This is a genomic window from Mesorhizobium sp. P3_B5 (assembly GCF_056402815.1).
Genome location: NZ_JBFUGR010000002.1, coordinates 671,425 through 693,125, shown reverse-complemented (window position 1 = coordinate 693,125; position 21,701 = coordinate 671,425). Strand labels below are relative to the sequence as shown.

21 protein-coding genes are annotated in these 21,701 nt (G+C 62.9%); 6 read left to right on the top strand and 15 right to left on the bottom strand.

Annotation, left to right across the window (positions count from 1 at the left end):
- The first annotated feature begins 93 nt into the window (after window positions 1-93).
- Window positions 94-651 (top strand): SH3 domain-containing protein, encoded by a 558-nt coding sequence (locus AC1DVW_RS08260; protein WP_477241637.1) that lies wholly within the window; start codon window positions 94-96, stop codon window positions 649-651.
- Here the strand turns inward: AC1DVW_RS08260 and AC1DVW_RS08255 are convergent, their stop codons facing one another.
- Both AC1DVW_RS08255 and irrA read right to left on the bottom strand, forming a co-directional pair.
- Window positions 652-1,023 (bottom strand): DUF4260 domain-containing protein, encoded by a 372-nt coding sequence (locus AC1DVW_RS08255; RefSeq protein WP_477322322.1) that lies wholly within the window; start codon window positions 1,021-1,023, stop codon window positions 652-654.
- Between the two features lie 10 nt (window positions 1,024-1,033).
- Complete coding sequence (irrA, locus tag AC1DVW_RS08250; protein ID WP_006337949.1) at window positions 1,034-1,465, bottom strand: iron response transcriptional regulator IrrA; 432 nt, start codon at window positions 1,463-1,465, stop codon at window positions 1,034-1,036.
- A gap of 243 nt (window positions 1,466-1,708) precedes the next feature.
- On the opposite strand from irrA, the gene fabA reads away from it, so the two are divergent.
- The 4 genes from fabA (at window position 1,709) to AC1DVW_RS08230 (ending at window position 5,965) form a co-directional block, all read left to right on the top strand.
- Window positions 1,709-2,227 carry a 3-hydroxyacyl-[acyl-carrier-protein] dehydratase FabA gene (fabA, locus tag AC1DVW_RS08245; RefSeq protein ID WP_477322320.1) on the top strand — a complete coding sequence of 173 codons (519 nt, stop codon included), beginning with the start codon at window positions 1,709-1,711 and terminating at the stop codon, window positions 2,225-2,227.
- 31 nt (window positions 2,228-2,258) lie between these two features.
- A complete protein-coding gene (fabB, locus tag AC1DVW_RS08240) occupies window positions 2,259-3,479 on the top strand; it encodes a beta-ketoacyl-ACP synthase I (RefSeq protein ID WP_477274867.1) in 1,221 nt (406 codons plus the stop codon).
- 31 nt (window positions 3,480-3,510) lie between these two features.
- The gene (gene fabI / locus AC1DVW_RS08235) at window positions 3,511-4,323 is read left to right on the top strand and encodes an enoyl-ACP reductase FabI (RefSeq protein WP_477274869.1); all 813 of its coding nucleotides are present in this window, start codon (window positions 3,511-3,513) and stop codon (window positions 4,321-4,323) included.
- Window positions 4,324-4,414: 91 nt separating this feature from the next.
- Complete coding sequence (locus tag AC1DVW_RS08230) at window positions 4,415-5,965, top strand: putative bifunctional diguanylate cyclase/phosphodiesterase (RefSeq protein ID WP_477241626.1); 1,551 nt, start codon at window positions 4,415-4,417, stop codon at window positions 5,963-5,965.
- 21 nt (window positions 5,966-5,986) lie between these two features.
- Here the strand turns inward: AC1DVW_RS08230 and AC1DVW_RS08225 are convergent, their stop codons facing one another.
- The 10 genes from AC1DVW_RS08225 to rimP form a co-directional block, all read right to left on the bottom strand.
- Complete coding sequence (locus AC1DVW_RS08225; RefSeq protein ID WP_477322318.1) at window positions 5,987-7,000, bottom strand: class I SAM-dependent methyltransferase; 1,014 nt, start codon at window positions 6,998-7,000, stop codon at window positions 5,987-5,989.
- 78 nt (window positions 7,001-7,078) lie between these two features.
- Entirely contained in the window at window positions 7,079-9,226 is a 2,148-nt protein-coding gene (gene pnp / locus AC1DVW_RS08220; protein WP_477311582.1) for a polyribonucleotide nucleotidyltransferase, read from the bottom strand.
- Window positions 9,227-9,504: 278 nt separating this feature from the next.
- Window positions 9,505-9,816, bottom strand: a complete 312-nt coding sequence (gene rpsO, locus AC1DVW_RS08215; protein WP_269470859.1) for a 30S ribosomal protein S15 — start codon at window positions 9,814-9,816, stop codon at window positions 9,505-9,507.
- Window positions 9,817-9,968: 152 nt separating this feature from the next.
- Window positions 9,969-11,063 (bottom strand): magnesium/cobalt transporter CorA, encoded by a 1,095-nt coding sequence (gene corA / locus AC1DVW_RS08210; RefSeq protein ID WP_477241620.1) that lies wholly within the window; start codon window positions 11,061-11,063, stop codon window positions 9,969-9,971.
- A 43-nt stretch (window positions 11,064-11,106) separates the two neighbouring features.
- The gene (gene truB / locus AC1DVW_RS08205) at window positions 11,107-12,084 is read right to left on the bottom strand and encodes a tRNA pseudouridine(55) synthase TruB (protein WP_477322316.1); all 978 of its coding nucleotides are present in this window, start codon (window positions 12,082-12,084) and stop codon (window positions 11,107-11,109) included.
- Window positions 12,084-12,527, bottom strand: a complete 444-nt coding sequence (gene rbfA, locus AC1DVW_RS08200) for a 30S ribosome-binding factor RbfA (RefSeq protein WP_477241616.1) — start codon at window positions 12,525-12,527, stop codon at window positions 12,084-12,086. The genes truB and rbfA overlap by 1 nt, the downstream gene beginning before the upstream one ends.
- Window positions 12,528-12,637: 110 nt before the next feature.
- On the bottom strand, window positions 12,638-15,208 hold the full coding sequence (gene infB, locus AC1DVW_RS08195) for a translation initiation factor IF-2 (RefSeq protein ID WP_477241614.1): 2,571 nt from the start codon (window positions 15,206-15,208) through the stop codon (window positions 12,638-12,640).
- Entirely contained in the window at window positions 15,205-15,855 is a 651-nt protein-coding gene (locus AC1DVW_RS08190) for an RNA-binding protein (protein ID WP_477241612.1), read from the bottom strand. The genes infB and AC1DVW_RS08190 overlap by 4 nt, the downstream gene beginning before the upstream one ends.
- Before the next feature lie 38 nt (window positions 15,856-15,893).
- Window positions 15,894-17,489, bottom strand: a complete 1,596-nt coding sequence (gene nusA, locus AC1DVW_RS08185) for a transcription termination factor NusA (RefSeq protein ID WP_477241610.1) — start codon at window positions 17,487-17,489, stop codon at window positions 15,894-15,896.
- Window positions 17,490-17,538: 49 nt separating this feature from the next.
- The gene (rimP, locus tag AC1DVW_RS08180) at window positions 17,539-18,183 is read right to left on the bottom strand and encodes a ribosome maturation factor RimP (RefSeq protein ID WP_477322314.1); all 645 of its coding nucleotides are present in this window, start codon (window positions 18,181-18,183) and stop codon (window positions 17,539-17,541) included.
- Between the two features lie 286 nt (window positions 18,184-18,469).
- On the opposite strand from rimP, the gene AC1DVW_RS08175 reads away from it, so the two are divergent.
- Entirely contained in the window at window positions 18,470-18,634 is a 165-nt protein-coding gene (locus AC1DVW_RS08175; RefSeq protein ID WP_477241606.1) for a hypothetical protein, read from the top strand.
- Between the two features lie 5 nt (window positions 18,635-18,639).
- Here AC1DVW_RS08175 and AC1DVW_RS08170 read toward each other — a convergent pair whose 3' ends face one another.
- The 3 genes from AC1DVW_RS08170 to AC1DVW_RS08160 are packed head-to-tail and all read right to left on the bottom strand — an operon-like array spanning window position 18,640 to window position 21,650.
- Window positions 18,640-20,196: a tripartite tricarboxylate transporter permease gene (locus AC1DVW_RS08170; protein WP_477322313.1), complete on the bottom strand. Its 1,557-nt coding sequence runs from the start codon at window positions 20,194-20,196 to the stop codon at window positions 18,640-18,642.
- 27 nt (window positions 20,197-20,223) lie between these two features.
- Window positions 20,224-20,709, bottom strand: coding sequence for a tripartite tricarboxylate transporter TctB family protein (locus tag AC1DVW_RS08165; RefSeq protein ID WP_477241602.1), 486 nt, complete (start codon window positions 20,707-20,709; stop codon window positions 20,224-20,226).
- On the bottom strand, window positions 20,706-21,650 hold the full coding sequence (locus AC1DVW_RS08160) for a Bug family tripartite tricarboxylate transporter substrate binding protein (RefSeq protein WP_477322311.1): 945 nt from the start codon (window positions 21,648-21,650) through the stop codon (window positions 20,706-20,708). Before AC1DVW_RS08160 ends, AC1DVW_RS08165 begins: the two co-directional genes overlap by 4 nt.
- Between the last annotated feature and the right edge of the window lie 51 nt (window positions 21,651-21,701).

Below are 21,701 nucleotides of genomic sequence, written 5' to 3'. Positions count from 1 at the left end.
CGCGGTGCCAGTGACTCATGTAACAAGCGGTGCCGCCGAAGACAAAGAAAAAGGGGCGCCGTTACCGATAGGCAGGCGCCGAAAGGAATGAAAGTGTCTGGTTTCGCGTCGCTTCGCCTGGCTCTCAGCGCAGCAATTCTCGGCGCTGTCCTTTATTCCCCCGTGGTGGCGGCGCAGAGCGCGGCTGCCCCCGCGCAGACCATCACATTGGGGCCGAGCGGCCTGCCGCTGCCACGGTTCGTCAGCCTGAAATCGGGACGCGTCAACTCGCGCGTCGGCCCCGGCGCCAACTATTCCGTCGACTGGATGTACATGAAGGCCGGCCTGCCGATGGAAATCATCCAGGAATTCGATACCTGGCGGCGCGTGCGCGACGCCGACGGCTCGGAAGGCTGGATCAACCAGTCGCTGCTTTCAGGCCGCCGCACGGCCATCGTCGCACCCTGGCAGCGCAGCAAGGGCGGCCGAATCAACCTTCTCGACGACCCGCAAAAGGACGCCAGCGTCATCGCCATCATCGAGCCGGGGGTCATGGGCACGATCAAGACCTGCGATGGCCAATGGTGCGAAATGACCTTCGACGGCCATACCGGCTGGTTGCCGCAGTCGGTCGTCTGGGGCGCCTATCCGGGCGAGCACGTCAAGAACTGATCAAGAGCCTTCTTGGCGTCCAATGCGACCGAGATGGGTATCTTGGAAGCCGCTCGACAGCTTGAGGCCGTAGCCCAGAGCGCGATCGATGGCGATATGAGCGGTCCAGATCAGCGCGATCGCCGTCACCATCACGTTGCCGAATAGGTTTCCGGCGACCGCCAACAACACCGGCACAATCAAGATGTGCAAGGCGTTGTAGGCGATGGCGCCGACGCGGGGTCCGGCGAGATAGCCCAGCATCGACACGTCCGGCGCCAGAATGAGCACGGCAAACAGCCACCAGGAAAAACCTGCCATGGCATAAAAGGCCAGAGCAGCCACCGCGATAGCGGCCCATTCCAGCCGGACTGCCAAATCCACGAATTTCATGAAGAGCCGATCAATCGCAGCGCTTGGGGCGCAGCCTCACCACGATATCGACATTGGCGATCTCCATGCCTTCCGGGGGCTCCGGCAGGTTGGAAACCGTGACAGGACCGCTGGCGATATCGAAGATCCTGTTTTCACCTTCGATGTAGAAATGGTGGTGATCGGAGGTGTTGGTGTCGAAATACGTCTTAGAGCCTTCCACGGCCAGGATGCGCAGAAGGCCGGCCTGAGTGAACTGGTGCAGGGCATTGTAGACGGTGGCCAGTGACACCGGCACGCCGGCGGCGATCGCCTCCTCATGCAATTCCTCGGCCGAAAGATGGCGGTCGCCCTTGGCAAAAAGCAGATCGGCCAGCGCGATGCGCTGGCGTGTCGGCCTCAACCCGGCTTCGCGAACCCGCTTGTCCACAGCGACATTTTCCTTCCGGCAGCCCAGATCCATCCGTCCGTCCAAGCTCACAGTTCTGCCCCAACACACGCCCAGAGTGGCAAAAAAACGTCATCGGCCGAAACTGGATGCCTCCCGACATATATTCTGTCGGCTGAATACGATCAATAGCGCGCATTGACCCGGACAGACGGGCGGGTTAAGCGCAAACGCCGGTTTCCGGCCTGAAACAGATTGTGTTAGGAAACCAACGACAAGGGCGCCCTACCGCCCGGGACGATTACGGGGACGAGATTGATGGCGGGTACGAAATCCAGCTACGGTTATGAAGAATTGCTGGCCTGCGCCCGCGGCGAGCTGTTCGGGGCTGGCAATGCCCAGCTGCCCTACCCGCCAATGCTGATGTTCGACCGCATCACCGAGATCAGCGAGACCGGCGGCGCCTTCGATAAGGGCTTCATCCGCGCTGAATTCGACATCAAGCCTGACCTCTGGTTCTTCGCATGCCATTTCATCGGCAATCCGATCATGCCGGGGTGCCTGGGCCTCGATGCGATGTGGCAGTTGACGGGATTCTATCTCGGCTGGCTCGGCGAGCAGGGCAAGGGCATGGCGCTGTCGACCGGCGAGGTCAAGTTCAGGGGCATGGTCACCCCTTCGGTCAAGAAGGTGGAATACGGCATCGACTTCAAGCGCGTGATGCGCGGACGGCTGGTGCTTGGCATTGCCGATGGCTGGCTGAAAGCCGATGGCGAGCCCATATACGCGGCAGCGGATCTCAAAGTGGGTCTGTCAAAGCAATCGGCGGTCGCCTGATCGTCACCGGACACTCTGGAAGGAGCAGCCCATGAGACGGGTCGTAGTCACAGGCCTCGGCATCGTGTCGTCGATCGGCAACAACGCCAACGAGGTGCAGGCCTCGCTGCATGATGCCAAATCTGGCATCAGCTTCTCCGATTCCTTCGCCGAACACGGTTTCCGCTGCCAGGTCTGGGGAGCGCCGACGCTCGACCCGTCGGCCATGATCGACCGCCGCGCCATGCGCTTCCTGAGCCAAGGTGCGGCCTGGAACCATGTCGCCATGGACCAGGCGATCGCCGATGCCGGCCTCGGTGAGGCCGACATCACCAATGAGCGCACCGGCATCGTCATGGGCTCGGGCGGTCCGTCCACGCGCACCATCGTCGAGGCTGCCGAGACGACGCTCAAGAACGGCAGCCCGAAGCGCATCGGTCCGTTCGCGGTGCCGAAGGCAATGTCGTCGACGGCTTCGGCGACGCTCGCCACCTGGTTCAAGATCCACGGCGTCAATTATTCGATCTCGTCGGCCTGCTCGACCTCGGCGCATTGCATCGGCAATGGCTACGAACTGATCCAGTGGGGCAAGCAGGACATGGTCTTTGCCGGCGGCCACGAGGATCTCGACTGGACGATGTCGGACCTGTTCGACGCCATGGGTGCCATGTCGTCCAAGTTCAACGACAGGGCGTCGAGCGCCTCGCGCGCGTATGACGTCAATCGCGACGGTTTCGTTATTGCCGGTGGCGCCGGCGTGCTGGTTCTGGAAGAGCTCGAGCATGCCAAGGCGCGCGGCGCCAAGATCTATGCCGAGATCGTCGGCTACGGCGCGACCTCGGACGGCTACGACATGGTGGCGCCATCGGGCGAAGGTGCGATCCGCTGCATGCGGCAGGCCCTGGCGACCGTCTCGTCGCCGGTCGATTACATCAACACCCACGGCACCTCGACACCGGTCGGCGATTCCAAGGAAATGGGCGCCATCCGCGAAGTGTTCGGCGACAAGATGCCCCATATCACCTCGACGAAATCGCTGACCGGCCATTCCCTGGGTGCGGCTGGCGTGCAGGAATCGATCTATTCGATCCTGATGATGCAAGGCGGCTTCATCGGCGAAAGCGCTCATATCGAAAACCTCGATCCGGAATTCGAGGGCATGCCGATCGTGCGCAAGCGCATCGATAACGCCAAGATCGACACTGTTTTGTCCAATTCGTTCGGTTTCGGTGGCACCAACGCAACGCTCGTTTTCCAGCGCTATTCCGCATAAGGCCAGCGCTTTTATATAAGGATTGCCGGCCATGGACGGACTGATGAAGGGCAAGCGCGGGCTTGTCATGGGTGTCGCCAACGATCATTCGATCGCCTGGGGCATCGCCAAGAAACTGTCCGAACATGGGGCGGAACTCGCCTTTACCTATCAGGGCGATGCCTTCGGGCGCCGGGTCAAGCCACTCGCCGAGAAGATTGGCGCGGCACTTGTCGTGCCTTGCGATGTCGAGGACAGTGCGTCGGTCGCTGCCACCTTCGAGACCCTGGGCAAGGAATGGGGCGGGCTCGACTTCGTCGTCCATGCCATCGGCTTTTCCGACAAGAACGAGCTGAAGGGCCTCTACGCCGACACCAGCCGTGACAATTTCGTCCGCACCATGGTCATCTCCTGCTACTCCTTCACCGAAGTCGCCCGCCATGCCGCCGCGTTGATGAAGGATGGTGGTTCGATGATCACGTTGACCTATGCCGGCTCCGTCCGCGTCATGCCGAACTACAATGTCATGGGCGTCGCCAAGGCCGGGCTCGAGGCCAGCGTGCGCTATCTCGCCAACGACTATGGTCCGCGCGGCATCAGGGTGAACGGCATATCGGCGGGACCGGTGCGCACGCTTGCCGGCGCCGGGATTTCCGACGCACGCCACATGTTTTCCTACCAGCAGCGCAATTCGCCGCTGCGCCGTACGGTGACCATCGACGAGGTCGGTGGTTCCGCGCTCTATCTCCTGTCCGACCTGTCGTCGGGTGTCACCGGCGAAATCCACTACGTCGATTCCGGCTACCACATCGTTTCCATGCCGACGCTGGACGAGCTGAAGCAGACGGATGGCGGCAAGGACTAACCCTCTGATACGTCCGGTAAAATTAAATGCATCGGCGGAAACTCATTTTAAGGAGATGTCCGCTAGGGTCCCGCAACCTGGGGACCCTGTAATGCCTTCCGTCAGCAACCCGAAGCGAACACCGGTATTCCGGCTGCTCACCGTGGCCAGCGCGGGCTTGGGCAGTTTCGTTCTCGGTCTCTGGGGCCTGAAACTCGGTTTCGGCGACGACCTTATCGGCATGCAGGCTGGAACGATGGCCGGCATCACCGCCGCGCTTTGCGCACTCGCCGCGGCGGGAGCTGCCTTGTCCTTCTTTGCCGGCGTCGATGAATCGGCGGAGTACGTCTTCAAGGAAACCCATTTCGACAAGCTGACCGGGCTTCTGGCTCGTCCGGCAATGGTCAGCAAGATTGCCGAAGCGGCATCGGCGACGATCAGGACCGGCGAGCCGGTGTTTCTCATCGACATCGACATCGACCGCTTCAAGCAGATCAACGACGCCATCGGCTACAGCCACGGCGACGAGTTGATCAGGGCCTTCACCAGGCGGCTGAAGGCTTGCATGCCCGAGGGCACGTTGATGGGGCGCATTGGCGCCGGCGAATTTGCCATACTCCTGACGGAGCGGGAGATCCAAGGGTCGATGGAAAGCCTCGCCGAGAAGCTTATCGACGAGATGATGCAGCCCTACGATCTCAATTCCCACCTGCAATCGGTGGCCCTGTCGGTGGGCATCGTGGCGATGCCCAAGGACGGCGTCGATCCCGTCCTCATTCTGCGCCGTTCCAATCTGGCGCTACAGAATGCACGCGCCGGCGGGGTGGGCAACTGGTCGATCTTCCATGCCGACATGGGTCGTGTCGCCGATTATCGTCAGTGGATCGAATCCGAACTGCACACCGCGTTCGAGCGCGGCGATTTCGACCTCCACTACCAGCCGCAGCTCGACCTGCCGAGCGGCCGCATCATCGGCTATGAGGCACTCATCCGCTGGAAGCATCCGGAACGCGGCATGATCCCGCCGATGGAATTCATTCCGATCGCCGAGGAGACCGGCATGATCGGTCCCATCGGCGAATGGGTGCTGCGCAAAGCCTGCAGCGATGCCCGCCACCTGCCTGAGGACTGTTTCGTCGCCGTCAACATTTCGCCGGTCCAGTTCATGACCAAGGACTTCGTCGGCATCGTTCGCGAGACAATGGCGAGCACCGGCATCAAGCCGTCACGGCTGGAGCTGGAAGTCACCGAGACGGCGATGATGCAGGATCGCGACCGCGCCGCCATCATCCTGAAGCAGCTTGCCGACATGGGCATCTCGGTGGCCGTCGACGATTTCGGCACCGGCTATTCCAATCTGAGCTATCTCATCGATTTCGCGTTCGGCAAGCTGAAGATCGACCGCTCCTTCGTCAGCCGCATCGACACCGATTCCAGCTCGGGTGCTGTGGTCTCGACCATCGTCGGGCTGTCACGCGCCCTGGGCGTCAGCATCATCGCCGAAGGCGTCGAGACGGAAAACCAGGCGGCGCTGCTCAGGGCCGCCGGCTGCGAAGTGGTGCAAGGCTATCTGTTCGGCCGGCCCGCACCGCTCAAGATGAGGCCCGGCGAAATCCGCACGGTCGTCAGCGTTCGCGCACCGCGTGTCGCCAGCCTGCACTGAGCGGGCAGCACCGCGCTTGTTTCAGCGACGGGCCACGAAAACCTTGAACATGCCGTCGCGGGCGATCTCGGCATGGCTGGAAAAGGCCGCGGCCAGCACCGGCTCGTAGGGAAGCTGGCGGTTCGCCACCATGAACAGCCGCCCACCCGGCTTCAGCGCCTTGCTTGCTGCGCGGATCATGCCGGCGCCGATCTCCGGCTCGGTCGCGCGGCTGCGGTGGAAGGGCGGGTTCATGACGATCGCATCGTAGCGCTGCTCGACGGCTTCGCTGAGCAGATCAATCCAGATGAAGCGCGGCTCGAGGGCGCCTTTGCCAACATTGCCTTTCGCCGCTTCGAGCGAGTCGAAGTCCGCCTCGTAGAGGTCGAGCCCGGTTACGCCGGGCGAGCGTGCTGAAACCTCGGCCGCGACATAGCCCCAGCCGGCGCAGAAATCGGCAACGGTGCCGCGCAGGTCCTTGGGCAGATGTTCCACCAGCAGCTTCGAGCCGAGATCGACGCGATCGAAGGAGAACATGCCCGGCGCGGTGTGGAAGCTGCCGTCAACCAGCAAGGCGGGATTGGCGGCGCGTAGTTTCTCAGCAGCGTCGATATCCGCCGGACGGCGAAACCAGAAAGCAATGCCGTGATATTTCGGCAGATGGTCCTCAAGCGGCACAAGCTCGCCGATGCGCTTGCGCAGGCTGGCAATGCCCTCATCCTTTCCGCCGGCGACGACGATCAATCCGCCTGGCGCCACACGCTGCAGCGCTTCGGCGATGCGCAGTTCGTTGCGACCGCGATGGCGACCGGCAAGCACAAGCGCTGCATCAAAGCCGTTGTCATGCGCTTGCGGGGTCACGGAAAAACCCGACGCCTGCAGCGCACGTAAATACGGCCGGAAGCCCTGCACCAGATGGAGCGCTGCCTCGAAGCCCACGGGCAGGCGAAAACCCGGTTCCGCGCCCAGAAACAGCACACGCTCGCCCTTGCGCGGCAGAGGAAGGACCTCGGCCTCGAAGGGGTGGAACAAGGTCTTCAGCGGCTCGGTGGACATTCGATCTCGCTCTTACCGTGAAAATGAAAACGGGCGCGACATCCGTCGCGCCCGTTTCGATTTATGATCTCAGACCGTTCAGGCGGCGTGTTCTTCGCCTTCGGCCTTCTTGTCGCGCGCGAGTTCCTTGCCGGTGGCCTGGTCGACGACCTTCATCGACAGGCGGACCTTGCCGCGCTCGTCGAAGCCCATCAGCTTGACCCAGACCTTGTCGCCTTCCTTGACCACATCCGAGGTCTTGGCGACCCGGTCGTTGGCAAGCTGCGAGATGTGGACGAGGCCGTCACGCGGGCCGAAGAAGTTGACGAAAGCGCCGAAGTCGGCGGTCTTGACGACCGTGCCTTCGTAGATTTCGCCGACTTCCGGCTCGGCGACGATGGTGTGGATCCACTTCTTCGCCGCCTCGATCTCCTTGGCGTTCGACGAAGCGATCTTGACCGTGCCGTCGTCCTCGATGTTGATCTTGGCGCCGGTCTTTTCGACGATTTCGCGGATGACCTTGCCGCCCGAACCGATCACGTCGCGGATCTTGTCGGTCGGGATGTGCATGACCTCGATGCGCGGTGCGAACTCGCCGAGCTCTGGGCGGGCGCCCGTCAGAGCATGCGCCATCTCGCCGAGGATATGCTGGCGGCCATCCTTGGCCTGGTCCAGCGCGATCTTCATGATCTCCTCGGTGATGCCCTCGATCTTGATATCCATCTGCAGCGAGGTGATGCCGTTGGCGGTGCCGGCGACCTTGAAGTCCATGTCGCCGAGGTGATCTTCGTCACCCAGGATGTCGGACAGAACCGCGAAGCGCTCGCCTTCCTTGATCAAGCCCATGGCGATACCGGCGACGGGCTTGGCCAGCGGAACGCCTGCATCCATCAGCGCCAGCGAGGTGCCGCAGACAGTGGCCATCGACGACGAGCCGTTGGACTCGGTGATCTCCGAGACGACGCGCAGCGTGTAGGGGAACTGGTCAGCGGAGGGCAGCATCGGACGGATGGCGCGCCAGGCGAGCTTGCCGTGGCCGATTTCGCGGCGGCCCGGCGAACCCATGCGGCCGGTCTCACCGACGGAGTAGGGAGGGAAGTTGTAGTGAAGGAGGAACTTCTCCTTGTACATGCCGGTCAGCGAGTCGACATACTGCTCGTCCTCGCCGGTGCCGAGCGTGGCAACCACCAGCGCCTGGGTTTCGCCGCGGGTGAACAGCGCCGATCCGTGGGTGCGCGGCAGGACGCCGACTTCGGAGACGATCTTGCGGACCGTCTTGAGGTCACGGCCGTCGATGCGCGAGCCGGTGTCGAGGATGTTCCAGCGCACGACCTTGGCCTGCAGTTCCTTGAACACCGAACCGATCTGCTCGGACGTGTACTTGGCGTCTTCGCCTTCGGCCGGGGCGAACGCTGCCTTGACCTTCGCCTTGACGGCGTCGACGGCGGCGTAGCGCTTCTGCTTGTCGACGTTCTTGTAGGCATTGCTGAGCTCGTCGCCGACGATCTTCAGCATCTCGGCTTCAAGCGCGGAATAATCCGGCGCCGTGAAATCGCGCGGCTCCTTGGCGGCAACTTCGGCCAGCTTGATGATGGCGTCTATGACCGGCTGGAAGCCCTTGTGGCCGAACATGACGGCGCCGAGCATCAGCTCTTCGCCAAGTTCCTTGGCTTCGGACTCGACCATCAGCACGGCGTCGGCGGTGCCGGCGACGACCAGGTCGAGCTTGGATTCCTGCATCTCGTCGACATGCGGGTTGAGCACATATTCGCCGTTGATGTAACCGACGCGGGCGCCGCCAACCGGACCCATGAAGGGAACGCCCGAGAGCGTCAGGGCGGCCGAGGTGGCGACGATCGACAGGATGTCCGGATCGTTCTCGAGATCATGCTGGACGACGGTGACGACGATCTGTGTGTCGTTTTTGTAGCCGGCGGCGAAGAGCGGGCGGATCGGACGATCGATCAGGCGGGAAACCAGCGTTTCCTTCTCGCTCGGACGGCCCTCGCGCTTGAAATAGCCACCCGGGATCTTGCCGGCGGCGTAGGTCTTTTCCTGGTAATTGACGGTCAGCGGGAAGAAGTCGAGGCCTGGCTTCGGCTCCTTCATCGAGACGACGGTGGCGAGAACCTTGGTTTCGCCGTAGGTGGCGAGCACGGCGCCGTCAGCCTGGCGCGCGATCTTGCCGGTTTCGAGAATGAGCGGACGGCCGCCCCATTCGATTTCCACTTTGTGGTGATTGAACATGTCTTGTCCTTACTATGCGGAAAGGGCCGCGCCGTTTCACGGTGCGCGGATGCCCTTTCCCTGGCTTCCTTTCTCGGGCAGCCACGGGCAAGACAACGGGAAGCTCGGGAATTTCAGCGCGATGAGCGCGCGAGCGTCCTGCAATCCTGCCCCATGACCGTCCATGGGCGGTTTCGAGTGGCCCTCTGCACGCTCGAAACCGGGTCTGGCCAATCGATGCGACTGGCCGAATGCGCGACCGGCGGGCTCTCCTTAAGGAAAGCCCGCCGGTCAATTCGTCAACGGCGCAGACCGAGCTTCTCGATCAGCGTCTGATAGCGCGCGTCATCCTTGCGCTTGAGATAATCAAGCAGGCTGCGGCGCTGGGAGACGAGAGCGAGCAGACCACGGCGGGAATGGTTATCCTTCTTGTGGTCCTTGAAGTGGTCGGTCAGGTTCTTGATGCGCTCGGAAAGGATGGCCACCTGGACTTCCGGAGACCCGGTATCGCCCTTGGCGGTTGCGAATTCACCCATCAATTCCTGTTTGCGCTCGGCAGTAATCGACATCGTGTTTTTCCTTATCTGTTTGAGGAAACGGGTCGCCCTCAGCCGGGATGTCGTCCAGCAGGGGCCGGTGCAAGCAAAGCGTCAGTGCGCTAAGCTGCGGCGCATATAGGGCAATTCCCCGGAAAACACCAGCCCAATTCACGAAGCCGGCTTGTCGCAGCCTTTTGCAGCAAAAGCAGAGATTTTCGCTTTGGCTAAAGCCACTTCTTCCATCTGAAGAAGGCGATGAGCCCTATCGCCACCACCAGCATGAAGACGAGAGCTGTCGGATACCCATAGTAGGCCTTCAACTCGGGCATGTTCCATGGCGAGGTATCCGGGTCGAAGTTCATGCCCCAAACGCCGACGAGGAAGGTCAGCGGCATGAAAATCACCGAGACGATGGTCAGATAGGAGATGACGTCGTTGGTGCGTGCCTGGCTCAGCGACAGATGCATCTCGATCAGCCCGGTCAGCATGTCGCGCTGGTTTTCCACCAGTTCGATCAGCCGGAGCGAATGATCGAGCGTGTCGTTGAGGAAGATCTTGGTCTCGGCCTTCACAAAGGGCACGTCGTTGCGGATCATCGTCGCCAGCGCATCGCGCATCGGCCAAAGGACGCCCTTCAGCACGTTGGCATCGCGCCGCAACTCGTGCAGCTGCCGCATCTGGTGCTTGTGCGGCGTGTGCAGCATCTGGTCCTCGATGCTGTCGACCAGTTCGCCGGCCGTCTCGATCGGCGGGAAATAGCTGTCGACGATGGCATCGATCAGCGCATAAGCGAGATAGTCGGCGCCGCGCGCCCGCAGCCGGTTGGGCATCGAGCTTTCGATGCGCTTGCGCACCGGGTCGAACGGGTCGCCTTCGCGCTCCTGGAAGGTGACGACGAAATTCTTGCCGAAGAAGACGGCGATCTGTTCGTAGCGGTGCGCGGTGACATCGTCGATCATCCTGACGACGACGAAGGCATGGTCCTCGAAAAAATCCACCTTCGGCCGCTGGCCGGTGTTGACGACGTCTTCCAGCGCCAGCGGATGTAGGCTGAAAATGCGGCCGATCTCTTCGATCAGCTGGATGTTGGCGAGACCGGTGCAGTCGAGCCAGATGACCGGCCATTGGTCGCAATTGGCGGTGACGTCGTCGATGCTGGCATCTTCGATCGTCTTGAACTTGTCGGGCGAGATCAGCGTCAGCCGCAGTTCGGAGCGCCGTGCCGCGGGATCGGCGATCAGCGTGCCCGGCGAGGCGCCGACCGGCGGTCGCCGCGTTGTCACCGGCGCCCGCTTCTTCATCGTCCCAGTCTTTGCCATATGCCCCTCAAGCGCAAATCGAACCGAAACTAGATGAGAACCCTCACCCGGCAAAGACCCGCTTCGGCTTGAACATGCCCTGTTCGATGGCGCCGATGGCGACCAGCTTGCCGCGCGCGGTGGCGCATGCTTCCTCGGCTTCCACCGGCGCGTCGCGGCCACGGATGATGACCGGATTGCCGAGGCGGATTTTTGTCGCGGCGGCGTCGCTGATGGCGATCTGCGGTAGGCAGTCGAGTGCCGCCGATGTATCGACCAGCAGCGCGTCGATGGCGCTGAAGTCGACCGGCACATCCACGGCGTCGGCAGCGTCCGCTTCTTCCGGCTTCTCGTCACGCTGCTCGCCGAAACGGGCGGCTTCCAGTTCGGCGATGGTGACGAAGTCTTCCTGCGTGAACGGCTCGACTTCGATCCGGCGCAGTTCCGAAATGTGGCCGAAACAGCCGAGGTCGCGGCCCATGTCACGCGCCAGCGAGCGCACATAGGTGCCCTTGCCGCATTCGACCTCGAAAATACTGTGGTCGGCACTGTGCTCGACAAGGTCGAGGCGGCCGATCTCGACCTCGCGCTCGGGAATGTCGACCGTCTGGCCCTCGCGGGCGAGGTCATAGGCGCGTTCGCCTGCGATCTTGATGGCCGAGAATTGCGGTGGCGTCTGCATGATGACGCCGGTGTATTTCGGCATCACCGCCAGCACATCGGCTTCCGCCGGACGCCGGTCGGAACTCTGGGTCACCGGGCCTTCGAGATCGTCAGTCGAGCGCTCATCGCCCCAGGCGACCGTAAAGCGGTAGATCTTGGCGCCGTCCTGGACGTAGGGCACGGTCTTGGTGGCCTCGCCAAGCGCTATCGGCAGCATGCCGGACGCCAGCGGATCGAGCGTGCCGGCATGGCCGGCCTTTTCCGCCTGGAACAGCCACTTGATCTTGGAGACGGCTTCGGTCGAGCCCATGCCGACGGGCTTGTCGAGCACCAGCCAGCCGGAAATCGGCCGGCCCTTCTTCTTGCCGCGACGCCCCACTATTCGCTGTCCTTCTTGTCGTCTTTATCCTGGTCGTTGTCTTTGTCGCTATCAACGGGGCCGAGATCGCGCGCGACTTCGGGCGACTTCAGCAAATCGTTGATCCTGGCGAAATTGTCGAACGACGTGTCGAGCTTGAAGCGGAACTCCGGCATGAACTTCATCTGCCGCAGCGCGCCGGAAACGCGGCCGCGCACGAATTTCGCATGCTTGTTGAGCGCGTCGATCACCGCACCGGTGTCCTTGGCGCCGAGCGGCGAAACGAAAGCCGTGGCGACCTTCAGGTCGGGCGACATGCGCACTTCCGAGACCGAAACCACGGTGTTCTCGATCAGCGGATCGATGATCTCGCCGCGCTGCAAGGTTTCGGACAGCGCATGGCGCACCTGTTCGGCGACGCGCAGCATGCGCTGGGATGGACTTGATGTGGTTGGACGGGGCATTTTTCTCAATCCTGAAAGCGTGGGGCGCGGGATGGGACCGTGCCGCATGTCTCAAATGTGTTGGGCGGCGGCCTTTCGACCACCGCCCGGTCTCAACAGGGCACTCGAACTCAGAGCGTCCGGGTTACCATCTCGACGCGGAAGCACTCGATGACGTCGCCGACGCGCATGTCCTCGTAGTTCTGGAAGGCCATGCCGCATTCCTGGCCACCCGGAACTTCCGAGACTTCGTCCTTGAAGCGCTTCAGGGTCTTCAGCGTGCCTTCGTGGATGACGACGTTGTCGCGGATCAGACGGACGCCCGCACCACGCTCGACCTTGCCTTCGGTGACACGGCAGCCGGCGATCTTGCCGACCTTGGTGATGTCGAAGATTTCGAGGATCTCGGCATTGCCGATGAAGGTCTCGCGACGCTCCGGCGACAGCAGGCCGGAAAGAGCAGCCTTCACGTCATCGACGAGATTGTAGATGATCGAGTAGTAGCGGATCTCGATGCCAGCTGCCGCGGCAGCCGCACGCGCCTGCACATTGGCGCGGACGTTGAAGCCGATGATCGCGGCGCCAGAGGTTTCCGCCAGCGACACGTCGCTTTCGGTGATGCCGCCGGCACCCGCATGAACGATGCGGGCGCGCACCTCGTCGGTGCCGAGCTTGTCGAGCGCGGCATTGATCGCCTCGATCGAGCCCTGCACGTCGCCCTTGATGACCAGCGGGAATTCCTTCAGCCCGCTCGTCTGCAACTGCGACATCATCTGTTCGAGCGAGCCGCGCTGGCCGGCATGCTTGGCCACTGCCTTCTCGCGCGCCAGGCGCTGACGATATTCGGTGATCTCGCGAGCGCGGGCCTCGTTGTTGACCACGGCGAAACGGTCGCCGGCCTGCGGCGTGCCTTGCAGGCCAAGCACCTCGACCGGCATTGCCGGCGGAGCTTCCTTGATCTGCCCGCCACGGTCGTTGACCAGCGCGCGCACCCGGCCCCATTCGTTGCCGGCGACGAGGATATCGCCCGGCATCAGGGTGCCGGTCTGCACCAGCACGGTGGCGACGGGACCACGGCCCTTGTCGAGCTGGGCTTCGATGACGACACCTTCGGCGGTGCGGTCCGGATTGGCCTTCAGGTCGAGGATTTCGGCCTGCAGCAGGATCGCTTCGAGCAGCTTGTCGATGTTGGTGCCCTTGGTCGCCGAGACTTCGACGTCCAGCACTTCACCGCCCATCGATTCGACGAACACCTCATGGCGCAGCAGCTCCGAGCGGACCTTCTGCGGATCGGCGTCGTGCTTGTCGATCTTGTTGATGGCCACGATGATCGGAACGCCGGCCGCCTTGGCATGGCTGATCGATTCGATCGTCTGCGGCATGACGCTGTCGTCGGCCGCCACCACAAGGATGGCGATGTCGGTGGCCTGAGCGCCACGGGCGCGCATTGCCGTGAAGGCGGCGTGGCCGGGCGTGTCGATGAAGGTGATCTTGTGACCGTTCTTCTCGACCTGATAGGCGCCGATATGCTGCGTGATGCCGCCGGCTTCGCCGGAGACGACATTGGCATTGCGGATGGCATCGAGCAGCGAGGTCTTGCCGTGATCGACATGGCCCATGATCGTCACCACCGGCGGACGCGACTCGAGATCCTCCGCGTTGTCGGCGATGTTGAACAGGCCTTCCTCGATGTCGGACTCGGCAACGCGGCGGACCGTATGGCCGAATTCCGTAGCAACCAGTTCGGCCGTATCGGCGTCGATGACGTCGCCCGGCTTCAGGATCTGGCCCTGCTTCATGAAGAACTTGACCACATCGACCGCGCGCTCGGACATGCGCTGCGCCAGTTCCTGGATGGTGATGGTTTCGGGCAGGATCACTTCGCGCATAACTTTCTCGCGCGGCTCATTATGCAGCGCGCGCTTGAACTTCTCTTGACGGCGGCGCATCGACGACAGCGAGCGGGCGCGCGCATCCTCGTCGGAAAGCGCAGTGTTGAGCGTCAGTTTGCCGCGACGGCGGTCTTCCTCGCCCTTGGTGGGCTTGGCCGGGCGCGCCACTTCGGGCGTAACCGGACGGCGCACCGGGGCGCCGGCGCCGGTGCGCTTCGGCTTGACGTCTTCTTCATCGTCGACGGTCGCCAGTTCGGCGGCAAGCGGCGCGCGGCGGCGTGCCTCTTCCTCGGCGCGACGGCGGGACTCGGCCTCGGTCTGCAACCGGGCTTCTTCCTCGGCCTGGCGGCGCGCGGATTCCTCACGCTCGCGCTTGCGGCGCTCTTCATCCTCGTTGCGGCGCTTGGCCTCGTCGATGGCGCGCTGGCGATCCTCGACGTCGCGGACCTTGGAGCCTTCGAGCGCCTTGCGGCGGGCTTCCATTTCATTGCGCGACAATTCGTTCAGCACCATGCCGCCGCGTTCAGCCGGCGGCGGAGGCGGTGGCGCCTTGGGCGCTTCCTGCACAACGGGCGCTGCCGCCACTGGCGGCTTCGGCGTGAACACGGACGCAGGGGCTGCGACCGGCTCTGGCTTGTCGCCAGGCATCGAGAACTTGCGCTTCTTGGTCTCGACCAGGACCTGTTTGGTGCGGCCATGCGAGAAATTCTGGCGCACAATGCCCTGCTCCGTACCGGGGCGCTTCAGCGTCAAGGTCTTCTTCGGCGTAACACTCAACGTCTTGTCGTCGCCCGATTTCGTATCGCTCATTCCATATCCTCTGCGGCATCATCTTCGTCAGCAACGGCCGCAAGCATTGCCAGATCGTCCGGGGTACCGCCCCGATATCGGTCGAGCGCAACCATGCGCTTCTGGACCGCCTTGCCCGCGTCTCCCGCGAGAACGGCAGCATGTATCACATTTGTACCCCCCAATGCCAAGCTCAACTCGGCCTCGGAGAAAAGTTTGTAGGCAAGGATGGCAGGCCCGCCGAGATGGACGGTGGCCCGTCTCGCCTGGCTGATCTTGCGCACGCCATCGTCCGATGCTTCGGCGGCATGGAGCACAAAAAGCGCCAGCCCGCCGCGCACCGCGCTCTCGACCTTGGTGGCGCCGAGGGAAATTGCGCCTGCCTTGCGGGCGAGGCCGAGCATGCCCAAAGCAGCTTTGGAAAGCAGTCCTTCGACCATGCCGCCGAGATCGGGTGGCACGGTCACTTGCGCCTTGAAGGCACGGGCAAACAGGTTCTTCGCCGCCGCCTTGTCGATATGTAGGCGGTCGGCGGTCACCCAGCAACCACGGCCGGGCAGGTTTCTCTTGATATCCGGAACGACGGCCGAATCCGGGCCGACGACGAAACGGATCAGATCATCCGGTTCGGCCTGCTTGCGGGTGACGATGCAGGTGCGATCGTTCATCTCGTCCTGGGGCGGGTTCGGTGCGATGCGGTTTCACCTCACGCACCAACGGCTTCGTCAGCCGGGACTTCTTCGGCTGCAAGCTCGTCTTCGGTGATCCAGCCGGCCTTGAGGCGGGCAGCCAGAACCATCTGCTCGGCGTCGGCGCGCGACACGCCGTGATTGGCGAGCACGCCGGGGAATACCTTGGTCTCGCCGTCCTTGCGTTCCTTCCAACCGGTCAGGTCGTCGGCGGCATAGCCGGCGAAATCCTCGATCGTCTTCACGCCGTCCTCGCCGAGCGTCACCATCATGGCGGTGGTGACACCGGGGATTTCGCGCAATTCGTCGGTCACGCCCAGCGCCTTGCGCTTGTCGTCGTGCTCGGCCTCGATCTTCTCCAGATACTCGCGGGCGCGGGTCTGGATTTCCGAGGCGGTGTCTTCGTCGAAGCCGTCGATGGAGGCGATTTCGCCGGCGTCGACATAGGCGACTTCCTCGACGCTGGTGAAGCCTTCCGAAGCCAGCACCTGGCCGACCATCTCGTCGACATCGAGGGCTTCCATGAACAGCGACGAACGTTCGACGAATTCCTTCTGGCGGCGCTCGGATTCCTCAGCCTCGGTCAGGATGTCGATGTCCCAGCCGGTCAGCTGCGAAGCCAGCCGAACGTTCTGGCCGCGACGGCCGATGGCCAGCGACAGCTGGTCGTCCGGCACTACGACTTCGATGCGCTCCGCATCCTCGTCGAGCACCACCTTGGCGACTTCGGCCGGCTGCAGCGCGTTGACGATGAAGGAAGCGGCCGAGGGCGACCACGGAATGATGTCGATCTTCTCGCCCTGCAGCTCGCCGACGACCGCCTGAACGCGGCTGCCGCGCATGCCGACGCAGGCGCCGACCGGATCGATGGAACTGTCACGCGAGATGACGGCGATCTTGGCGCGCGAGCCCGGGTCGCGGGCAACCGACTTGATCTCGATGATGCCGTCGTAGATTTCCGGCACTTCCATGGTGAACAGCTTGGCCATGAACTGCGGATGGGTGCGCGACAGGAAGATCTGCGGGCCGCGCTGTTCGCGGCGGACGTCGTAGACATAGGCGCGGACGCGATCGCCATATTTGTAGTTTTCGCGCGGAATCAGCTCGTCGCGGCGGATGATCGCCTCGCCGCGGCCGAGATCGACGATGACGTTGCCGTATTCGACACGCTTGACGGTGCCATTGACGATCTCCCCGATGCGATCCTTGTATTCGTCATACTGACGGTCACGCTCAGCTTCGCGCACCTTCTGCACGATGACCTGTTTGGCCGACTGGGCGGCGATGCGGCCGAAATCCATCGGCGGCAGCTGTTCGGCGATGAAATCGCCGAGTTGCGCGTCGGGATTGCGCTCGCGGGCCGAGGAAATAGCGATCTGCGTCGCGTAGTCATCGACCTTCTCGACCACTTCCATCAGCCGCTGCAGCTTCATCTCGCCGGTGTTCGGGTTGATGTCGGCGCGGATGTTGGTTTCCTGGCCGTAGCGCGAGCGCGCCGCCTTCTGGATCGCATCGGCCATGGCAGCGATGACGATCGACTTGTCGATCGACTTTTCACGCGCGACCGCGTCGGCGATCTGCAGCAGTTCAAGTCTGTTGGCGCTTACAACCATCTTTTTTCTCCCGAGCTTGGTTGCCGAGCCTTTAGGCCCGGCCGCTCAATCATAGTTCCTGTTCGATTTCGTCTTCCGCGCCGTCTTCAGCACCCTCTGGCGCGTCGTCCGGTTCGCCGCGGCGTTTCTTGGCTTCCTTGCGCGCCCGGTTGTCCTTCGACAGCGCGTCACGGATGAGGTCGTCGGTGAGGATCAGCCGTGTCTCGGCGATCGTGTCATAAGGAATGCGCACCGTCGGCTCCTCGCCATAGGCGGCCTTGTCGCGCGCGATCACAACATCGTCTTCGCCGGCCTCAGTGATCTTGCCCTTGAAGCGCTTGCGGTCGGCGACGAGGACTGACGTTTCCAGCTTCACCAGATGACCGACCCAGGTCGTGAAATCCGATTTACGAACCAGCGGCCGGTCAATGCCCGGCGACGACACTTCGAGATGATAGGCCTTCTCGATCGGGTCATCGACATCGAGTGCCGGCGACACCGCGCGGCTGACCTCTTCGCAATCCTCGACGGTCATGGTGCCGTCCTCGCGTTCGGCCATGATCTGCAGCGTGAGCCCGTTCTGGCCCGACAGATGCACCTTGACGAGGCGGAAGCCGATGCCGCGCAGGACCGGCTGTACGATCAGCGCGATGCGCGCATCGATACCGCTTTCGCGGATGATGCGGTCGTCGCCTTCGCTTGCCGTTGCAGTCATTCGATCCCTGTCGTTCGATTGGTGGCTGACCGGCAGGTAATAAAAAAGAGCGGGACCGGGTGGACCCACTCTTCGTCATACCGACCAAGAATTTGACGTTGATATAGACGAAGGTGGCCCGCCTTTCAAGTGCCGTGGCCGGCATCGCCCACCAGGGGGAATTCCTAGGACTGTTGCAGTAGGTGCATGGCACGCATGCATCTGCACCCCTAACCGACTGTCTTTGCGGCACCTATCTGCGTTTCGCCGAACGATTTCCACAATGTGCGGCAGTAAGGAAGAAAAGATGAGTACCCATAAGCCGTTTGGCGCCATTGGCGAACTGGTGCGCCTGTTTGGCAGCGCCATCGCTGTGTCCGCCGCTGTTGAGCGCGGTCGCCGCCCCAACAATCGGGACCTGGTGACGCTGAGCATCGAGCCGCGCGATTTCCACCGCATCCGGCGCTTTTAAGCCTGTCAGTCCTCGCTGGCGCCAAGCTGCGCCAGCACCTTCCCCCGGCCACGGGCGCGCAAATAGAGCGGCAGCAGGACAGCAGTCGCCGCCAGCAGCAACAGCACCACTGCAATCGGCGACCCGACAAGGATCGACACATCGCCCTGGCTGATGGCCAAAGCGCGGCGCAATTGCTGCTCGGCCATCGGCCCCAGGATCAGCCCCACCACGACAGGCGCGATCGGATAGCCGAAGCGGCGCAACCCGTAGCCGAGCAGGCCGAATACCAAAAGCATGCCCAGTTCAAAAGAAACGGGCAAAGTGAACAGGCCGAGGATGTTGACCTGCGACACCGCTGCATTGGCGCCAATCGTTCCGAGCGTCGCAAACAGCAGGATGCCGGCGTAGAGCCAGGGCGTCGGTATGGTCAAAAGCTTGATCCAGACCCCGATCAGCGGCAGGTTGAGCACCAGCAGCATGAAATTGGCCACGAGCAGACTGGCGATCAAACCCCAGACAAGCTGCGGGTTTGTGGCGAAAAGCAGCGGGCCAGGCTGCAATCCGAACTGCTGGAAGCCGGCGAGCATGATCGCAGCCGTGGCCGTGGTCGGCAGGCCGAGCGTCAGCAACGGCACCAGCGTGCCGGCGGCCGAGGCGTTGTTGGCCGCTTCCGGGCCGGCAACGCCCTCGATCGCGCCGTGGCCGAATTCTTCCGGTTTTTCCGCCAGCTGCCTTTCCACCGAATAGGACAGGAACGTGCCGATCTCGGCGCCGCCGGCCGGCATCGCACCGATCGGGAAGCCGATGGCGGTGCCGCGCAGCCACGGCTTCCAGGAACGGCGCCAGTCCTCGCGGGTCATCCAGACCGAACCCTTGACCGCCTGGATGGTTGAGCTGCTGCTCTTGCTGGCAGCGACACTCAGCGCCTCGCCGATGGCAAACAGCGCCACCGCAAGCGTGGTCACCTCGATGCCGTCGAGCAGATCGGGAATGCCGAAAGCTAGACGCGCCTGCCCGGTCTGCAGGTCAATGCCGATCAAGCCGAGCGCCAGGCCGATGAACAGCGCGGTGAGACCACGCAGGGTCGAGTCGCCGAAGGCAGCCGAAACCGTCATGAAAGCGAGGATCATCAGCGCGAAATATTCGGCCGGGCCGAAGGACAGCGCCATCTTGACGATGGTTGGCGCGATGAAGGCGAGGCCGATAGTGGCAATCAGGCCGGCGACGAAGGAGCCGATGGCCGCCGTCGCCAGGGCCGGCCCGCCGCGCCCGGCGCGCGCCATCTTGTTGCCTTCCAGCGCGGTCACGATCGAGGCACTTTCGCCCGGCGTGTTGAGCAGGATCGACGTCGTCGAGCCGCCATACATGCCGCCATAATAGATACCGGCAAACATGATCAGCGACCCCGCCGGGTCCAGCTTGTAGGTGACCGGCAAAAGCAGCGCCACGGTGAGCGCCGGGCCGATGCCGGGAAGAACGCCGACAGCCGTGCCAAGCGTGACGCCGATGAGCGCATAAAGCATGTTCATCGGCTGGAGAGCCGTCAACAACCCGTTAGCCAGCAGACCGAACGTATCCATCTAGGGCCGAACTCCCATGAAAATCGCTCAGAACAGGCGTTCGAGCGGGCCGGCAGGCAGCGAAAGCTGCAGCCCTTTGGCGAAGATGATCCAGATGACGAACGACAGGACGATGCCGATGGGGACCGTCTGCCACAACGGGCCACGGCCGAATGCGCGCGCGGTCGCGGCGAAGAGCAGGCCCGTGGCAATCCCGAAACCCGCCACTTTCAGCAGCAGCATCTGAGCCACGAGGCCGCCGACGATCCACAGGATCGGGCTGATTTCCTGATGCTCGCGTTCGGGAAAATCACCGCGAACGGCCTCGAAAGCCGTCCAGATCGACAGACCGAAAAACACCGCGGCAATGAAATAGGGGAATGTTGTCGGGCCAACACGGGCATAATTGGCGCCGGCACCTTGGCTGGCGGTGCTCCAGGCAATCACCACAGCCACCACGCCCAGGATAGCGGCAATGACAAGCGCCGCCCGATCCGGGCGGCGCTTCGCTTCATTTTGGTCAGTCTGGCTCATTTCACCAGACCGATATCTTTCAGGATCACCGCCGTGGCTTCGGTGTCCTTCTTGAGCTGTGCGGCGAAATCGTCACCGGCGAGATAGGTGTTGGCCCAGCCCTTGTCGGCGAGGATCTTCTTCCACGAAGCCGATTGCACCATCTTGTCGACGTCAGCCAGCACGGCGGCTTTCTGGTCGGCGGAGAGGCCGGGAGCGGCCGCAACCATGCGCCAGTTCTGGATGGAAACATCGACGCCGCTTTCCTTGAGGGTCGGCGCATCGATGGTTTCGACCTTGGCATCGCTGGAGATGCCGATGATGCGCAGCTGTCCGGCCTTGATCTGCGATTCGAATTCGCCGTAGCCGGAAATGCCGACGGTCACCTGACCGCCAAGAATGGCGGCAAGCGCTTCACCGCCGCCGGAGAAGGCGATGTAGTTGATCTTGGTGGGATCGACGCCAACGGCCTTGGCAATCAGCCCGGCAGCAATATGGTCGGTGCCACCGGCCGAACCGCCACCCCAGGAAACCGCACCCGGATCGGCCTTGAGCTTGGCAACAAGCCCAGCCATATCCTTGATGTCGGAGGCGGTTGGAACGACGATCGCTTCATATTCGCCGGTCAGGCGGGCAATCGGGGTGATCTGGTCGAGCGTCACCGGCGAAGCGTTGGTGAGGATCGCGCCGACCATGACATAGCCGCCGACGATAAGCTGGGTCGGATCGCCATTGGCCTGATTGACGAACTGCGCGAGGCCGATGGTGCCGCCGGCGCCCGGAACGTTGTTGACCTGGACGCTGCCCGAGATCTTTTCGTCCTGGAGCGCGGTCTGCATCGAACGCGCCGTCTGGTCCCAGCCGCCGCCAGGGGCTGCAGGAGCCATGATCTTGTAGTCGGCCGCTGCGGCCGGCAGGGCGAGTGCGCCCGCGATGATGGATGCCAACACGAATTGCTTCATTGCCGTTCCTCCCTTGCGACCCGCATGCGCGGGGCAAATGCCTGTTCAGTT

Bases quoted from the DNA above. Each gene is read 5' to 3' on its own strand.
- fabB (WP_477274867.1), top strand. From the start codon at position 2,259: ATGAGACGGGTCGTAGTCACAGGCCTCGGCATCGTGTCGTCGATCGGC.
- fabA (WP_477322320.1), top strand. From the start codon at position 1,709: ATGGCGGGTACGAAATCCAGCTACGGTTATGAAGAATTGCTGGCCTGC.
- infB (WP_477241614.1), bottom strand. From the start codon at position 15,208: ATGAGCGATACGAAATCGGGCGACGACAAGACGTTGAGTGTTACGCCG.
- AC1DVW_RS08160 (WP_477322311.1), bottom strand. From the start codon at position 21,650: ATGAAGCAATTCGTGTTGGCATCCATCATCGCGGGCGCACTCGCCCTG.
- rbfA (WP_477241616.1), bottom strand. From the start codon at position 12,527: ATGCCCCGTCCAACCACATCAAGTCCATCCCAGCGCATGCTGCGCGTC.
- nusA (WP_477241610.1), bottom strand. From the start codon at position 17,489: ATGGTTGTAAGCGCCAACAGACTTGAACTGCTGCAGATCGCCGACGCG.
- AC1DVW_RS08230 (WP_477241626.1), top strand. From the start codon at position 4,415: ATGCCTTCCGTCAGCAACCCGAAGCGAACACCGGTATTCCGGCTGCTC.
- AC1DVW_RS08175 (WP_477241606.1), top strand. From the start codon at position 18,470: ATGAGTACCCATAAGCCGTTTGGCGCCATTGGCGAACTGGTGCGCCTG.
- pnp (WP_477311582.1), bottom strand. From the start codon at position 9,226: ATGTTCAATCACCACAAAGTGGAAATCGAATGGGGCGGCCGTCCGCTC.
- AC1DVW_RS08190 (WP_477241612.1), bottom strand. From the start codon at position 15,855: ATGAACGATCGCACCTGCATCGTCACCCGCAAGCAGGCCGAACCGGAT.
- AC1DVW_RS08225 (WP_477322318.1), bottom strand. From the start codon at position 7,000: ATGTCCACCGAGCCGCTGAAGACCTTGTTCCACCCCTTCGAGGCCGAG.
- AC1DVW_RS08165 (WP_477241602.1), bottom strand. From the start codon at position 20,709: ATGAGCCAGACTGACCAAAATGAAGCGAAGCGCCGCCCGGATCGGGCG.
- corA (WP_477241620.1), bottom strand. From the start codon at position 11,063: ATGGCAAAGACTGGGACGATGAAGAAGCGGGCGCCGGTGACAACGCGG.
- irrA (WP_006337949.1), bottom strand. From the start codon at position 1,465: ATGGATCTGGGCTGCCGGAAGGAAAATGTCGCTGTGGACAAGCGGGTT.
- fabI (WP_477274869.1), top strand. From the start codon at position 3,511: ATGGACGGACTGATGAAGGGCAAGCGCGGGCTTGTCATGGGTGTCGCC.
- AC1DVW_RS08170 (WP_477322313.1), bottom strand. From the start codon at position 20,196: ATGGATACGTTCGGTCTGCTGGCTAACGGGTTGTTGACGGCTCTCCAG.
- rimP (WP_477322314.1), bottom strand. From the start codon at position 18,183: ATGACTGCAACGGCAAGCGAAGGCGACGACCGCATCATCCGCGAAAGC.
- AC1DVW_RS08255 (WP_477322322.1), bottom strand. From the start codon at position 1,023: ATGAAATTCGTGGATTTGGCAGTCCGGCTGGAATGGGCCGCTATCGCG.